The 16,278-nt window shown below is 42.9% G+C and carries 16 protein-coding genes; 9 read left to right on the forward strand and 7 right to left on the reverse strand.

All coding sequences use genetic code 11. The features are described 5' to 3' along the window. Window position 1: 1 nt before the first annotated feature. Window positions 2–514, reverse strand: coding sequence for a DUF3231 family protein (locus AR334_RS08530; RefSeq protein ID WP_066309322.1), 513 nt, complete (start codon window positions 512–514; stop codon window positions 2–4). Between the two features lie 219 nt (window positions 515–733). On the opposite strand from AR334_RS08530, the gene AR334_RS08535 reads away from it, so the two are divergent. The 4 genes from AR334_RS08535 (at window position 734) to AR334_RS08550 (ending at window position 5,020) form a co-directional block, all read left to right on the forward strand. Continuing rightward, on the forward strand, window positions 734–1,450 hold the full coding sequence (locus AR334_RS08535; RefSeq protein WP_066308128.1) for a (Fe-S)-binding protein: 717 nt from the start codon (window positions 734–736) through the stop codon (window positions 1,448–1,450). Window positions 1,451–1,485: 35 nt separating this feature from the next. After that, on the forward strand, window positions 1,486–2,910 hold the full coding sequence (locus AR334_RS08540; RefSeq protein WP_066308137.1) for a LutB/LldF family L-lactate oxidation iron-sulfur protein: 1,425 nt from the start codon (window positions 1,486–1,488) through the stop codon (window positions 2,908–2,910). A 1-nt stretch (window position 2,911) separates the two neighbouring features. Next, window positions 2,912–3,631: a lactate utilization protein C gene (locus AR334_RS08545; protein ID WP_066308140.1), complete on the forward strand. Its 720-nt coding sequence runs from the start codon at window positions 2,912–2,914 to the stop codon at window positions 3,629–3,631. A 180-nt stretch (window positions 3,632–3,811) separates the two neighbouring features. Then, window positions 3,812–5,020, forward strand: a complete 1,209-nt coding sequence (locus AR334_RS08550; RefSeq protein WP_066308146.1) for an MFS transporter — start codon at window positions 3,812–3,814, stop codon at window positions 5,018–5,020. A 191-nt stretch (window positions 5,021–5,211) separates the two neighbouring features. Here AR334_RS08550 and AR334_RS08555 read toward each other — a convergent pair whose 3' ends face one another. Then, window positions 5,212–5,883 (reverse strand): DUF2642 domain-containing protein, encoded by a 672-nt coding sequence (locus AR334_RS08555; protein WP_253701228.1) that lies wholly within the window; start codon window positions 5,881–5,883, stop codon window positions 5,212–5,214. Window positions 5,884–5,913: 30 nt separating this feature from the next. Next, window positions 5,914–7,278 (reverse strand): arsenic transporter, encoded by a 1,365-nt coding sequence (locus AR334_RS08560; protein WP_066308151.1) that lies wholly within the window; start codon window positions 7,276–7,278, stop codon window positions 5,914–5,916. A gap of 296 nt (window positions 7,279–7,574) precedes the next feature. On the opposite strand from AR334_RS08560, the gene AR334_RS08565 reads away from it, so the two are divergent. After that, window positions 7,575–8,051 carry a hypothetical protein gene (locus tag AR334_RS08565; RefSeq protein ID WP_066308153.1) on the forward strand — a complete coding sequence of 159 codons (477 nt, stop codon included), beginning with the start codon at window positions 7,575–7,577 and terminating at the stop codon, window positions 8,049–8,051. Window positions 8,052–8,118: 67 nt separating this feature from the next. On the opposite strand, the gene AR334_RS08570 is transcribed toward AR334_RS08565, so the two are convergent. Beyond that, window positions 8,119–8,394, reverse strand: a complete 276-nt coding sequence (locus AR334_RS08570; RefSeq protein ID WP_066308156.1) for a YqhV family protein — start codon at window positions 8,392–8,394, stop codon at window positions 8,119–8,121. 378 nt (window positions 8,395–8,772) lie between these two features. Here AR334_RS08570 and AR334_RS08575 point away from each other — a divergent pair, with 378 nt between their 5' ends. The 4 genes from AR334_RS08575 to AR334_RS08590 are packed head-to-tail and all read left to right on the forward strand — an operon-like array spanning window position 8,773 to window position 12,812. After that, window positions 8,773–10,332, forward strand: a complete 1,560-nt coding sequence (locus AR334_RS08575; protein WP_066308159.1) for a spore germination protein — start codon at window positions 8,773–8,775, stop codon at window positions 10,330–10,332. Then, complete coding sequence (locus AR334_RS08580) at window positions 10,329–11,486, forward strand: Ger(x)C family spore germination protein (RefSeq protein ID WP_066308165.1); 1,158 nt, start codon at window positions 10,329–10,331, stop codon at window positions 11,484–11,486. Before AR334_RS08575 ends, AR334_RS08580 begins: the two co-directional genes overlap by 4 nt. A 4-nt stretch (window positions 11,487–11,490) precedes the next feature. Beyond that, window positions 11,491–11,715 (forward strand): hypothetical protein, encoded by a 225-nt coding sequence (locus AR334_RS29880; protein ID WP_066308168.1) that lies wholly within the window; start codon window positions 11,491–11,493, stop codon window positions 11,713–11,715. Beyond that, window positions 11,712–12,812 carry an endospore germination permease gene (locus AR334_RS08590; RefSeq protein WP_066308171.1) on the forward strand — a complete coding sequence of 367 codons (1,101 nt, stop codon included), beginning with the start codon at window positions 11,712–11,714 and terminating at the stop codon, window positions 12,810–12,812. Before AR334_RS29880 ends, AR334_RS08590 begins: the two co-directional genes overlap by 4 nt. Before the next feature lie 914 nt (window positions 12,813–13,726). Here AR334_RS08590 and AR334_RS08595 read toward each other — a convergent pair. The 3 genes from AR334_RS08595 to AR334_RS08605 form a co-directional block, all read right to left on the reverse strand. Further along, window positions 13,727–14,491, reverse strand: coding sequence for a sulfite exporter TauE/SafE family protein (locus tag AR334_RS08595; protein ID WP_066308173.1), 765 nt, complete (start codon window positions 14,489–14,491; stop codon window positions 13,727–13,729). Window positions 14,492–14,607: 116 nt separating this feature from the next. Further along, a complete protein-coding gene (locus AR334_RS08600; protein ID WP_066308181.1) occupies window positions 14,608–14,892 on the reverse strand; it encodes a hypothetical protein in 285 nt (94 codons plus the stop codon). A gap of 14 nt (window positions 14,893–14,906) precedes the next feature. Next, window positions 14,907–16,160 carry an MFS transporter gene (locus AR334_RS08605; RefSeq protein WP_253701261.1) on the reverse strand — a complete coding sequence of 418 codons (1,254 nt, stop codon included), beginning with the start codon at window positions 16,158–16,160 and terminating at the stop codon, window positions 14,907–14,909. Between the last annotated feature and the right edge of the window lie 118 nt (window positions 16,161–16,278).

The raw sequence follows: 16,278 nt of genomic DNA on the forward strand, positions 1-16,278 counted from the left end.
CCTAACAGTCGCCGTGTTTGTTAAGGTGCAATGGAGGCGGAATCAGCCAGCCCTTTTCTTTATTCAAACGAAGCACTTTGCCCCCTAAAGCAACTTTTTGAATATGGAATTGGGCATACATCATCGCCACGTCTTCTCTAATCGATTTTCCAATAACTTGGCTGCACGCAACTAGGCCCGCTGCTATATCAGCAGATAGCATTGCGGCAATGGCAGGATCGGGGATTCTTGCCCCAATTGGAATATCCTCAAGGCATGCTTCCGGTGGTTCCGGTGGTGCTGGCGGTAATCCGATTCCATTTTCCTTTAACAGTTCCTCTATTTGCTTCTTTTCTTGCTGGCCCAACTCAATCGCTTCTCTTAATAATTTTTTTAAGTCATCATCCCCGGCATGATTTAACATCGTTTGATAACCAGCAATCAAGGCATTTCCGCCTAAATCTGACACCCAAATATCAAATACCTCGCCATAGTGTAATGGCTCTTCCTTTGGGTTACCGCTTAAAATTCCCATTTTGAACCTCCTAAATGAATATGTAATTTTATTCATCACAAGTGCCTCCTTTCCGAAGCACAAAGATAGTTTATCCATTTTTTAAAAATAAAATTTCTGTAATATGACATTTTTCAAAGTGCTCGTTTTGATAATTTCATTATAATGTTCCGAAAATATAATATAATTAAACAAATAAATGTGATTGCTATTTGTTGCAAAAGGAGATGGAGTAAAAAAATGAGGATAAGTTTATTTGCTACCTGCCTTGTAGACATGTTTCAAAGCCATGTAGGGATAGCAACAGTCGAGCTGCTAGAACGGCTTGGCTGTGAGGTGGATTTTCCGAAGTCGCAAGTTTGCTGCGGCCAGCCTGCCTATAATAGTGGTTATGTGAAAGAATCCAAAGAAGCGATGAAGGTGATGATTGAGACTTTTCAAGATGCGGATTATGTAGTATCACCTTCAGGCTCTTGCGCTTATATGTTTTATGAGTATCCTGATATATTCAAGGGTGATCCGGTTTGGGAGCCAAAAGCCAAGAGGTTGGCAGAAAAAACCTATGAGCTCACCCAATTTATCGTGGATGTATTAAAAATAGAGGATGTCGGAGCCAGCTTTGAAGGGGCTGTAACCTATCATACCTCCTGCCATATGACAAGACTGCTTGGCGTTAAGGATGCACCTATGATTCTATTAAAAAATGTCAAAGGGCTAAAATTCACGGAATTGCCCGGTAAGGAACAATGCTGTGGCTTTGGCGGCACCTTTTCAGTAAAAATGGCACAAATATCCGAGCAGATGGTCGACGAAAAGGTACGTCATGTGGAGGATACGGAAGCGGAATATCTAATCGGTGCCGACGCCGGATGTTTAATGAATATCGGTGGCCGAATCGAAAGACAAGGAAAACCAATTAAGGTTTTGCATATTGCTGAGGTTTTGAATAGTCGTTAATTTTTTTATAAAAGGTGGCTGGGAGGGAAAATACAATGGCCATGAAAATTGGCAACGAGCAATTTAAGAAACGTATCGATAAAGGAATACATAACGACTTTATGCGCGGTGCTGTTTCCAAGGCCCAAGATGGAATGGGGCTGAAAAGACATATCGCCGCCGAGGAACTGGGGAACTGGGAAGACTGGCGTTCGCATGGGGAAGAAATCCGCCAGCATGTGCTTGAGAATTTGGATTATTACTTGGAGCAATTAAGTGAAAATGTTGCCAAACGCGGTGGGCATGTGTTCTTTGCCCAAACGAAGGAGGAAGCAACAGAGTATATTCGTAATATCGCCCGAAAGAAAAACGCAAAGAAGATTGTCAAATCGAAGTCGATGGTTACGGAAGAAATCAGCTTAAATGATGCTTTGGAACAAGAAGGCTGTCAGGTGGTCGAGACAGACCTAGGTGAATATATTCTTCAGGTGGATGATCACGATCCTCCATCGCATATCGTTGCACCTGCGCTTCATAAAAATAAAGAGGAAATCCGTGATGTTTTTGCAAAAAAACTTGGCTATGAAAAATCTTCCAAGCCCGAAGAACTGGCCTGGCACGCCCGGGAAATGCTCCGTCAGGAATACTTGACTGCAGACATCGGCATAACAGGCTGTAACTTCGCAGTTGCCGAAACCGGATCAATTACATTGGTTACGAATGAAGGCAACGCTGATTTGGTCACGGCACTCCCAAAAACACAAATAACAGTAATGGGCATGGAACGGATTGTACCAACCTTCGAGGAAATGGAAGTTCTGGTTTCTCTGTTAACTAGAAGTGCTGTCGGCCAAAAATTAACGAGTTACATTACGGTGCTTACAGGGCCAAAAGAGGAACATGATGTGGACGGTCCAAAAGAGTTCCATCTAGTAATTGTGGACAACGGTCGTTCCGATATTCTTGGCGGCGATTTCCAAACAGTCCTGCAATGCATCCGCTGTGCCGCATGCGTCAATGTTTGCCCGGTTTACCGCCATGTCGGCGGCCATTCATACGGCTCCATCTATTCAGGGCCGATTGGGGCAGTGCTCTCACCATTGCTCGGCGGATATGACGAATACAAAGAACTGCCATACGCATCGACACTGTGCGGGGCCTGTACCGAGGTTTGTCCGGTGAAAATTCCGCTCCATAATTTGCTTCATAAACATCGGGAGGTAATTGTTGAAAAAGAAGGAAAAGCCCCGATTTCGGAGAAACTGGCAATGAAGGCATTTGGCTTGGGAGCGGCATCACCTGTTCTATATAAAATCGGTTCGAAAATCGCGCCAACTGCGATGAATCCATTTACAGTCGGAGACAAAATATCTAAGGGTCCAGGCCCATTAAAGGCATGGACCGAAATTCGCGAGTTTCCGGCACCAAATAAGGAAAGATTTAGAGACTGGTTTAAGAGCCGTGAAAAGGAGGGCGAATGATTTGAGAGGCACAATCCAAAACCGCGAGGCATTTTTAAATAAAATTGCCAGCAAGCTAGGGCGCCAGCGCAATTCAGCCCCTCTTGAACGGCCAAATTGGCAATTTCGCCCGCAAGACAAAGTATTAAAAGATGCCACTCAGGACAATTTGTTAGAGGTATTGAGAGAACAATGCAAAAAAATCCATACCACACTTTATACATCGAATCTAAAGGAATTACCATCTATCCTAAACGAAGTCGTGGCGGGTTATGGCGGAGGTCCAATTGTTACATGGAGGGATGATAGATTCGCTCAATGGGGACTGGAACGCTTGATGAAATATGATTGGTCACAGCATAATATCGATATGTTTGAATGGGACAACACAAAAGGTCAAGAAAACATCACCAATGCCGAAAAGGCGAATGTCGGAATCACCATTAGTGAGGTGACACTTGCCGAATCAGGCACAGTAGTATTGTTCAGCGACGAAAATAAAGGGAGAAGTGTTAGTTTTTTACCTACTACCTTTATTGCTCTTATTCCAAAAAGCTCCTTGGTGCCAAGAATGACGCAGGCCGCACAAAAAATGCGGGAGATCTATCAACAGACTGGCCATGTTGCCTCATGCATCAACTTTATTACAGGACCAAGTAATTCTGCTGATATCGAGCTAAATCTAGTCGTCGGTGTCCATGGGCCGGTAAAGGCGTCTTATATTGTTATTAATGATCTATGATAGTAAAATCAGACTTACTTTAACCATATTGTGGTCTGGTTTATGAAAGGATGGCCAGCCTTTGCTGGCTTTTCTTTTTATATTTCATTACTCGAATATTTCGAGAATGAAAATATAATTAAAATGTGTTAGTATTGAGTTTATCTATTAAGGCAGCGTGACAGTTGGAGATGGAATGATATGGTAGTATGGAAACGGAATTTAATTGTGCTTTGGATTGGCGTCTTTTTCACTTCGGCAAGCTTTTCGATGGTTATTCCGTTTTTGCCGATTTTTCTGCCGCAAATTGGTGTGCATGAGCATATAGAAATGTGGTCTGGTTTATTATTTAGTGCGGCATTTTTTGCCGGGGCGGTCGCTTCTCCATTCTGGGGGAGCATAGCTGATAAGTATGGTAGAAAGCCGATGATCATTCGGGCTGGCATATTTCTATGTTTGATTTATACATTAACCGCCTTTGTCACCAATCCCTATCAATTATTGGCACTGAGAATTGCCCAGGGGCTGCTGACCGGATTTATTCCGGGAGCGATTGCTTTGATTGGGACAAATACCCCAAATGAAAAAGTGGGCTATGCCTTGTCGATGATCTCCACGGCGTCGGCGTCCGGGGGAATTGTTGGCCCGCTGCTCGGAGGAACGATTGCCCACTTGGTAGGAAACCGGCTTGCGTTTGCCAGTGCCGGAGTCATTGTATTCATTTCAACCATTTTAATCATCCTATGGGTAAAAGAGGATAATTTCACGCCGAGCAAGGAGCGCGGTTCGGTTAAAAATGATTTAAAAATTGCCTGGAGAAACCGCCCTTTGATGTTGGTCCTTTTGTTAACAGTAATCACGGCAGGGTCAGTCATGACAATTGAACCAGTCCTTCCTTTATACATTGTCGAATTGGGAGGCACTAAGGAAAAAGCTTCATTGGTGGCTGGGATTGTATTCTCGCTCCCTGGAATTGCCAGTGCACTCTTTGCGCCGTTTTGGGGCAGATGGGCTGACAAAGTCGGTTTTCATCGTGTTTTGGTAATTGGACTGTTAGGCGGCGGGATCGGTACTCTCGCACAGATTGTCTTTGGGAGCATATGGGGCTTCTCTATTATCCGATTCGTCTACGGCGCCTTTTTCTGTGCGGTTTTCCCAGCATTAAACGGATTAGTTGTAAAATCAACGGCTGCCGATTTCCGAGGACGGGCCTTTAGCTTAAATCAAACTGCCAATCAAATCGGCGGAATGTCCGGCCCGATGCTTGGAGGATTCATTGGGGGGCTTTTCCCGGTTCAAATTGTGTTTGCCACAACTGGAATCCTTCTCTTGGCAGCGATGGGCTTGGCTTATTGGAAAACCAATGCTTTTAATGGTGTAATGAAGAGAAAAGTCGCAACAAGCAAATAATTCGTTCTGATTAGAACCTTTTTATTTGGTATTGCATAATTTATCACTAAGAGCTCCATCAGAAAAAACCGTGGTCAGGGAACCACGGCTGAATATTCTTCAGAAGAAGTTAATGAGTAATCCATCCTCGTCGGCAAGCAGGGTGGATTATTCTTTTTGGCAAGGCATTTTCGTCATCACTCTTTTCCTTGTTAAGGTATTTGAATGGTTTTTATATGCTCCAAGTTCCAATAAACCTGTTGTCCCTCGGCTGTAATTAAGGTGATTTTGTTATTACGAACCTGATGGAGCAAGCCGATTTTTTCTGGATTACCACCTCCATCAAGAATCAATAGCTCGTTTTCTAATTTTTTTATTTGCTCATCAAAGGAGCGGGCCAGCGGTGTTGATTTCGGCATCAACGGCAGCTTTTCCTTACTTAAGGAATAAGGTGTTGTCTCCGGTGGATAAGGGATTAGCCATTTGACATGATTCATCGAGATAAACATCGTTTTGTACACGGGTGAGTGAAAAACAAAATAGTCGGTCATAATGCTGGTTAAATAGCCATGAATCGTTTTATTTCCTGTCACATAGATTTGAACAAATAATCCTTTGGCGGCGGTAAGTGCTTTGCGAAACGAGATGGCTTCCGGCTCAATCGGTTTTTCCGAAGGTTGCGTATAAAAATCTTCTTCTTCCGAAACTGATTCTTTTAATCTTTGAACATGTACAAATGGAATATAGTAGAAGGAATTGGACTTACCGTCGAAGAGGACAATGATGTCAAGGCCGCTGTCCACTAGAACGCCCCTGTGGAAATTACCCCCTGAAATTTCAACTTCTATTTTTTTTCCTATTAAATCAACAAAATCAGTAAGCATCTTCATTCTCCTTTTTCCTCAAAATCTTAATTATTGAAGAGCACTGCCAAATAGCCAATAAACCCAATAATATAAAACAACTAAGGTAAACAAAGTGGCAGGCGGTATGACCACGATAGTGATTTTTATATACTCCCACCAAGTAATCATGACTTTCCCTTTTCTAACGATATGCATCCACATCAGCGTAGCAAGGGTTCCCATCGGGAGAAGCAATGATCCCATATCGCTCCCGATGACGTTGGCCAAATAGGCAATTTTCAATTCAAGCAAACTTAGATCCATATTCATTAAAGTGAGGGTTCCAACCATAAGGGCCGGATGATTATTAAAAATATTGGAGAGAACAGTTAGCAGTGTCCCCATCATGACACTCGCATTGAGGAGACTGCCTGAAACCATCGGCTTCATTAAAGTGATCAACCAGTCAGTTAGCCCGATGTTATTGAGACCGTAGATGATGGTGTACATACAGAAAGCGAAAACAATGATATACCACGGCGTTTTTTTTAGCATATCGGAAGGAGGTATTTTTAAATAGGCCCATCTCCAAGCTAAAAGAATAAGCGATCCAATCACGGCCATAAGAGAAACGGGAATGTGCAGGAACGAAGCAACAAATAGGCTGCATCTTACAGCAAATACAAACAATAGAACATTTCGCATAAATCTTGAACGAGCCTTTTCCGAAGGATGTTGAATTCCTATTTGTGGCTTCAGGGGGTGGTAGGAAGAACTTGTTAACCCGGCAACCTTTGTAGGAACGGTTTTCGGTAAGATTCGTCTAAAGCGAAGGAACAAGAACCAGGTCAGCAGTAGTAACCCCAGAGTGGCCGGAACAAACATCATCGCCGTATGCAGCCACAAATCCATATGCACAATTTTGAGGGCAATTAAGTTTACAATGTTGCTTACCCCTATCGGAGCGCTTGAAGCAGTAGCAATTAAGGCCCCTGACAATAAATACGGAATTTTTTGATGGTTTTTCAAGCCCATGTTGTTTAATAGCATGACGAGGATGGGGGTGGTGATTAAGATACTCCCGTCGTTATTAAAGAAGAGTGTCATCAGAAAACATAATAGATTCACGTACCAGAATAAACGGACTCCTGACCCCTTTGCTTTTTCTGCGAGTTTCTCTGCCATCCAGTTAAAGAAACCAAAGCTTTCTAAGACAATCGCCATGACAATGGTGGCCATAATCGTTATGGCAGCGCCACTAATGGTTTCTGTAATAATCCCCAAGTCCGAGAGTGAGACACTTCCAATAAGGACGACAATGACGGCTCCAATTGCGGCTGGGATGGCTTCATTGATATTTCTTGGTCTCCACAATATGAATCCGAGAGTAACCAAAAAGGTAATAATGGTGATCCAAACGGTTAAATGAATCATATAAATCTCCTTTCATCTAGTTGTAAATTCAAGGTGTTTTCCTGTATTGGCATTGCCTCCATATGACATTGATTCCGCTTATGTCCCCCCATTCCATCTATCCCTCTTGTCAGGTTGTACAATATCTATATGAATTTTGGATTAGACAGGCACTAGGTTTGTACCCTTTTTCCCCTAAATTCCACGGGAGTCTAAGAGGCTAGTCCATGGCAAATGACCCGTGGACCTTGAACTGCATGGTTGCCGGGATTATTTTTGTGATAAAATAGGTAGGAAAATAAAATCTGGAGGCTAATATGCTGACTTTTGAAGAAAAACTGGCTATCATTGAATCTTTTCCGGAGCTTGAACGTGTAAATGTATCACTCGGCCGGGTGAATTTTCAATTTAATGAAAGCGTCTATGAAAAGAAAAATGTTGTTTACCATTTACATCCGAATGGAAACGGGTTTGTTTATGCTGGCCGATTACAGGGCTATCAGACAGACGGAAAGGGCATGGCCAACATCCGCGACTATTCAGCTGAGGAATTAAAAAGGTTAATTCGGGAATCCATTCGCAGTTTGTCCGTTGAGGAAAAACCAGTGGAGGAAGTCGCTATTGTTGGGGATAACCAAGAGGAGCGATGGGTGAATAAAGAAAATCAAGTTCTTTTGTTGATTAATGAAGACGATTTTTGGAATATCTATTTCGGCTTAAACCTGGAGGAATCCTTTGCGACATATGAGGAAGCAGAAGTGTTTCTGGTTGAGGAAGGGTTTAGACGGGGTTAATTTTATAAGAGATGTCGTAAACAAAAAAGCAAAAATGCTAGTGCAATTAGCATTTTTGCTTTTTTGTCTACCATCTTACCCCAATTAAAATGCAGCTTACCCCGAGGAAGATCCACAAAATTTTTACGACCGAGATATTTCCCCCGACAAGCCCCAAAACCCCGATTGTCGTTGTCAGAATAAGGATAATCGGTCCTACCAGTGCCAATGAACTATTTACAATGAGAGCTTTTTCAATCGAATTAAATTTAAGCATCAAAAACGCGGCAAATATTTCGATGCTGCCGGAAAGTATTCTTAATAAGGCCATTCCTAATACCACTTTTTCAATGAAAATAAACATATGTACCCCCCGTCCAAGCTTTGTTTTGTGGATAGTCTACCTTCACTATGGAAACTTTTTCAGACCGCTACACATTGCCAATAAGGCGGTGTGAGCAGAGCTAGGCTTATCCTATTCCATTTCTGAAAAAGCATTTTTTTCCACTCAACTTGTCTAAAGTAATTTGTTTATGCGGCGCTCCGCCCCTTTACACTAGTAATGGTTCTGTCACATTATATGATGGCTTCCCCAATCGCAGGACAAGTTTTGCAAAAAGTTTTGAGTATCGAACAAACTCCTTCCAAAAGGCATAATTTTCTATTTGCGGGTTAAAGTAAAAAAAGGTAATGATGGCGGATGATTCCTCAGCAAGAAAAAATAAAACTTGGGGTTTGACGAATGAAAAAATTTAAAAGAACCAGCTTTGCGCCAAAACACAAAGTTGTGGAAAGTGATGAAACGAATAAAGAGATTCAGAAGGATATAGCAGACAATATTGAAATTTTGGAAGACCTGTTCAAAGACTGTTCCGACATCGTCTTCCGGCCGTTCCTGGCTGGAAGGGTCAAGGCTTATTTATTGTTTGTGGATGGCTTTATTGATTCTGCCGCAATTGAGATGCACGGAATACGCCAGCTAATCGAAGACCTAGAAAGCGAGCGGATTACGGCTGACATCATAAAAGAAAGAGTTGTCTCGATTAGTTCTATTGATGAAACACCCAAATTGGATGAGGTTGTCAGCAATGTCCTGAAAGGAAATACGGTTCTGTTAGTTGATGGTGTTACCAAGGCAATTATATTTGATGCAAAAGGCGGGAACCGCAGGGGCGTGTCAGAGCCGACAACCGAATCGCTAATCCGGGGCCCACGGGAAGGATTTACCGAGGCATTGCGTCCTAATACTGCATTGGTCCGCCACAAAATTCGCTCAAACCGGTTAAAAATCTTATCCAAAGATATTGGGGAAGAAACCAAAACAGGAATTGCGATCCTGTATGTCGAGGGGTTGGCACAGCCTGAACTGGTTGATGAAGTGTTATCCCGTCTTGATCGAATCAAAATTGACGGGATTTTGGAGAGCGGTTACATTGAGGAGTTTATCGAGGATAGCCCTTGGAGCACGTTCCCTCAAGTACAAAATACAGAGCGGCCAGATACGGTTGCTGCCAATCTGCTTGAAGGAAGGGTGGCCATTATCGTAGACGGGACGCCATTTGTGCTGATAATTCCGGCGACCTTTTGGCAATTTTTCCAGTCAAACGAGGATTATTACAGTCGTTTTCATATTTACACCTTTTTAAGGCTGCTAAGGGTGTTTTTCCTATTTATTGCCCTCACGTTGCCCGGAATTTACGTGGCGGTAACGACGTTTCACCAGGAAATGATACCTACATCTTTGCTATTTAGTATTGCAGCGAGCAGGGAGGCCATTCCGTTCCCGATGTTTTTTGAGGCTTTAATCATGGAAATTTCATTTGAGGCATTGCGGGAAGCGGGAGTGCGGCTGCCGCAGGTGGTCGGGCAGGCCGTTGGAATATTGGGAGCGCTCGTCATTGGGTCGGCAGCCGTTGAGGCTGGAATCGTATCGGCACCGACCGTTATCATCGTTTCGATTACAGGAATAGCCTCGTTTACCATCCCGCGCTACAACATGTCGATGTCAATCAGGATGCTTCGATTTCCGTTAATGATATTGGGCGGAATGTTTGGATTATTTGGTGTAGTATTAGGCACCCTCGTTGTATTAACCCATCTTTGCAAATTGCGTTCCTTCGGTATTCCTTACTTTTGGCCTGTCGCCCCAATCTCATTTAAGTCATTAAAAGACGTACTTGTAAGAGTGCCATGGTGGGCGATGGATCGGAGACCAAGTCAACTGGTTAAGGAAGATAGAACAAGGCAAGCAGATAACCTCATGCCATCACCTCCAAAAGTTGGAGAGGAAGGGAGTTCATGATGAGAAAAATACGTTTCCTGCTGATCCTTCCCTGTTTCTCCGTTTTGTTAACCGGTTGTTGGGACCGGACAGAAATTAACGATAATGCCTATGTGGTTGCATCCGGTGTCGATAAAGGAGAAAAAAACAAAGTCCGATTTTCTGTTCAAATTCCACTTCCAAGCTCCCTGGGCGGTGCCGGGTCTAGCGGTGGCGGTGGCGGAACGAGTGGGGAAGGACCTACATTAATAACCCAGGGAACAGGAAAAAACATCCGGGAAGCAATGGAAGATATCCAAATTAGATTATCAAGACAGCTGTTTTTTGCCCATCGCAGGGTCATCATTATCGGTGAAGATTTGGCGAAAGATGGAATTGCAGAAGTAGTCCGTGCGGTTTTCATGCAGCCGCAGTCCCGATTGTCAACCTATCTAGCGATATCAAAAGGAGATGCAGTGAAAATGCTAGAGGCACAGCCTAGAATGGAACAATTTTCAGCTGAGGCTATCAGAGAAATGGCCAAGGCCAGTTCAAACAGGACTGTAATGGATGTGCTTCAGGATTTGCAACGGCCAGGAAAAGACCCAATTGTCCCCGTTATCGAAACAACTGGCACCCTTAAACAAGATGATAAGGGCAAGGAGGTTGTCATGAGACAATTTGCAGTACTGAAACAAGATAAACTTTCGTTTTTTACGAACGAAAAGGAAACCCAAGGGGTACTTTGGCTTCTTGGAAAAATGAAAAAGAAATCCTTCACCTTCTCCACGATGGAAAATAAGGAAATTACCCTGCAAATTATTGATAATCATGTCAAAACGGATTTGCGCATGGAAGCTGGAAAGCCGGTGTTTGAATTAAAAATCCGTGCAACCGGAACCATGCTTGAAAATGAACCAAACCTAAGAATAGAGGATCCGAAGACGTATTATATGATTATCCGAAAAATGGAAAAGGAAATAGAAACAAATGTGAATCAAATTTTACGGCATTCCCTTTCTGAAGGGATCGATTTTTATGGTTTTGGCTGGCATTTATATAAAAACCGATACCAAAGCTGGGAGAAGGAATGGAAGAAGGAGTGGGAACGGCTCTTGCCGCAATTGAAGGTTAAGGTTATAGTCGATGCTGATATTCAGAGAAGGATGAACTCAGGAAAGATCGAGAAGGGATGACAAAATGTACCAAAGTATAGTTGTAATTTGGCTGTCACTTTTCATTTATATATTGATTTCATTGAAAGCCAAAATCATCGGAAAAAAAGAGCGAAAATGGATGTATCTATTGGTCGCCGTAGCATTAGGCTTCTCCATCTTGGCCGGACTCAATATTTCACTGCACGGTGTGACCACGTTTATGAATCATACATTTGGCAGACTTTCAAGAATGGTTGTGAATATATGACCCAGAGAATATCCAATCTACAATTAATTTTATTGGTCGCCAATTTTATATTCTCGGCTTTCATCATTAGCCTGCCGCAAATCGTTGTTCATGTTGGTGCCCAGAATTCTTGGCTCGTTCCGATTATTTTGTTTCCTGTCTTCTGGCTGGTTGTCTATGTGCTTCTTGGGAAAAGAAGAAATATCGATCATGTTAAGGATCTGTTTGCGATTGGAAAGAAAAGCAGGGGGATGGAGAAAGTCTTTATTCTCGTCTTCTTTCTCTTTGTGTCGATTGCTTTTTTGGCGGACCTGCGAGCCTTGTTGGATTTTATTGCTTCCGTGCTGTTGCCGAGTACACCGTTGGACATTTTAATGATCCTGACCATTTTCATTATCGTTTACATCAGTATGGCGGGTTTGGAGGTAATATCAAGGATCAATAGCATCCATTTTTTTATTTTAGTGATAACCGTATTATCATTGCCCTTGCTATTATTGAATGAGTGGGAGCCAGGAAATTTAAAACCGCTTCCCAGCATTTCCAATATAATGGATATAATGAAATCCGCCTATTTTACATCTTCATGGCTGGGAGAGATGATTCTATTTTTGATTATCATTGCGAGCGTGAATCCTCTAAAGGAAGCAAGAAAGGCAGTCATTAGTGGGACGGCGCTAGGTTTTCTTCTAGTTTTCATCACCCTATTCATGGAAATCATTGTTTTAGGTACGAATATCGTTATGGAAACCACGTATCCAACGTACATTCTGATCCAACAAATTAATATCACTGATTTTTTGGACAGACTTGATTTAGTATTAGTGTCAGTATGGATCCCTTGCATGGTAACAAAATTAGCCTACATGCTTTATGCGATTAATTATTGCCTTGGTTTTTTCTATAAATCGAATACCAATAAGTTTTTGTTCCCGATTTCTTTCATTTTTGGATTCCTATCGCTGCTGTTATTTAAAAATAGCATGGAGCATACTCATTTTTCTTTCTTTTCATGGGCTTCACTGGGACTTGGGTTGGAAGTGATCCTGATTTTATTGTTTCTCTTTGTCAGGAGAAGTGCTAGTAAACACCATGAGAAGTCGTTAAACTCAATGTGATTAAGGGATTCCTTCATTGCCTGTTACAAAAAAAACACGGTTTTCCACTGTGTCAGATTGGCGAGAAAGGGTCTTTTTCTCGGCGATTTTATTTAAATTGCCCCTGATAATGGCCTGTTGATTTCCGCTCCACAAGAAAGTTTCTGTAGAATAGGCACCGGACGACTAGAAGCTGTAGTCATGAGACGCGGTCCCATGACGCGAAGAGCCGGATTCTTCCCTCGGATGTGTCATGAGAGGCGGTCCCATGGCGCGAAGAGGTGGATTTTTCCCTCGGACGCGTCATGAGAGGCGGTCCCATGACGCGAAGAGCCAGATTTTTTTAGTCAAGATGCGTCATGAGAGGGGGTCCTATGACGCGAAGAGGTGGATTTTTCCCCTCGGACGCGTCATGAGAGGCAGTCCGATGACGCGAAGAGCCGGATTCTTCCCTCGGATGTGTCATGAGAGGCGGTCCCATGGCGCGAAGAGCCGGATTTTTCCCTCGGACGCGTCATGAAAGGTGGTCCCATGACGCGAAGAGCCGGATTGTTCCCTCAAACAAGTCATGAGAGCTGATTTAAGAGTTTTATCCTTTGGGGTTTTGGAGGGATTCTTATATAATAATGTCTCTTTTGATTTGTGCGGAAGGCACGAAGACTCCTGCGGGAGTACGGGGCAGTGGGAGACCCCGTAGGCGCTTGCGCCGAGGAGGCTCCCAGGCACGCCCGCGGAAAGCGAAGTGCCTGGAGCGCGAATTAACAGACATGTCGAATAGTCTATTTTTAAAAAATATTATAACAAATTAACACGGTGAATAATTAAAGAAATTAATTTTAAAAAAGCTGTCGAAAGTTTCTCGACAGCCTGACGCGGTTTCTACAGTGTTTTCTTATTATCGTAAGAACGGGACTAGGTATAATCAGAATTTCGGGCTAAATTAACTTCAATCCGCTAAACAGAATCATTATTGCCATTACGGCTCTTAGAGGTTTGGCCGGCAATTTGGAAGAAAAGGTACTGCCGATTAGGACACCCGGGATAGAGCCCATAAGAAGATTGATCATTAATAAGTAATCAACATTGCCGATACCGGCATGCATTAATCCGGCAGCGGTGACCAATAGAAAGGCATGGGCAATATCGGTTCCGACCAGTTGGGAAGGACTCATCCTATAAAGATACAGCATTGCCAAGGCAAAAAGGGAACCGGAGCCAATTGAGGTTAAGCCCACGATAAAGCCAAGGATTGCCCCAATCATGATCGTAAGCGCCTTTTTTTCATGAAGAGGCTTTAATTGCAGGCGATTCCATTCCAGCCTTTTTTTCATAAAGGTTTTTACGAGGGTGGCAATGGCAACTAGGATGAGAACGTATCCTAATGCATGCTTGATGATCTGCTCCTGGTTATGAAAAAAAGAATCAAATAGATGGAGCATTCCTACGGCGATAAGTGCACTTGGAATACTGCCAATGGCCAGATATTTTACCAGCTTAAGATCAATCGTTTTTTGTCGCCAATGTTGAATCGAGCCGAATAATTTGGTAATTGAGTTATAAAATAGGTCTGTTCCGACAGCAATAGATGGACTGATTCCCAATAAAATCAGGATAGGTGTTAAAAGAGCTGCCCCGCCCACTCCGGTCAACCCGACCATAAAGCCAATCAACAGCCCCATGACAATGATGCCAATACTCATTAGGCACACACTCCAATATCTCTAAACTACATTTCATCAATAAAATATGAAGTAGTTAAATGCCTTGGCAGCCCATTTCACAAAAAAAATAGAGGGCACAAGCCCTCTTTTGAAAATTATTTTTCCTCTTCTTCCTCATTCAGCTTGATTTTTTTACAGCCGACATACAGGCAGGAGAAAACATCGAGACCTGATTTTGCTTTGGCCATACCTTTGATATAGGGGGTGACCAGGTCCTTGAAATCCTCACCTACACCCTCTTCCTCCAAAATCCCATACACAAATAGCTTTTTTTCATCAAATAAAAAGGCAACGTTCCCAACGGCTTTATTAGCGGAATCCACCACATTTAGTACCTGATATTCGGGTGTAATTATTTCAGGTGAAAAATATATTTGCAATCCATTCCACTCCTTTAGCTAAACTGCAATTTTTCAAATAATGTATCGGCTTCTTTTTCTTTAGATGGTTCTTTTTTCGCAACATGAATCAGTACCATACAAAGCAGGGCGCAAAACAAGGTTAACCCGGCGGTCGTTAGGAACATGCCTGGCCGTGACCAATCCATCAATTTACTAAAGATGGGCGGACCGATGGCGACTCCCAAAAAGCGGACAGAACCATACAAAGAAGTTACAAATCCTCTTCTGTCTGTAGGAACAGAGCCTGTGATAAAGCTGTTAATACACGGCAGGACGAGGCCAGTCCCAATACTGCTTACGACAAGCACAGAGAAAAACGGCACCAGTTTTTTAAAGAAAATTAACGATGCAAATGAGGTCGTCATTAGTAGCAATCCCAATATAATCAAGGTTTTCATCAGTTTCATTCTTTTTCCGATTTTACTTCCGGTGATGTAGGAGGTCGTAGTCATAAATAACAGCGGAATGGCCAGGATGGCCCCCTTCAGTACCCCATCAATTCCATGATCTTTTTCGAGAATATCGGAAATGTAAAACAAAATCCCAAATAGGGTGAATAAACAGACAGCACCAGTTAAATAAGCGGCTAATAGCCAGCGCCCTTCCGTTTTAAAGACGGATACCAGCCCTCTAACATATTTTCCAACAGGAGGCGGCTCTTTTTTTGCTTTTTTTTCCTTGATAAAAAAGATGGCTAACAATACCGAAATCAGGCAAAAAATTGGAAATGCAAAGAATGCCGCATACCAGAACAAAAGGGCGAACAATGAACCAATAATCGGGCTGATGACCTTGCCGAATCCATTCGATGCTTCCACCAAGCCCAGAACCTTACTTTGCTCACCGCCTTTAAATAAATCGCCTGTCAATGCCATGGCAATCGGGGCTGTTCCGGCAGCGCCTATTCCCTGGGCAATCCTCCCGGCAAGAATCCATGTGTAGGAATTGTCGAACCAGGCAGCGGCAGCACCAGCTAATAGCCCGCCGCTTCCATAAAGGATCAGCGCCGGAATGATAACTGCCTTCCGTGTAAAACGGTCAGAAAAATAGCCCAGTACCGGGATTGATAGCGCTGCTGCTATGGAAAAGACCGAAATGACCAAGCTTACTTGAAACTGAGAAATACCAAGCTCCGTTTTCATTTTCGGCAGAATCGGTATTAACATCGAGTTACCCAACACTAATATGAGCGGGATGGAACCAATGGCAGTAATGGTCATCCCTTTATGTTTTTGCTTTGGCAACAGAGTGCACCCCTATCGTTAGAATAAGCTATTTTAGTGTGTGAAAGGGGCCTGAAGTTTATTCAAGGCGAATGCCTAATTTCTAATGAATTTGCCTATAATTTACACATTCACCCATTTT

This window comes from Bacillus sp. FJAT-29814 (assembly GCF_001510715.1).
In the GTDB taxonomy this organism is placed as follows: Bacteria; Bacillota; Bacilli; order Bacillales; family Cytobacillaceae; genus Neobacillus.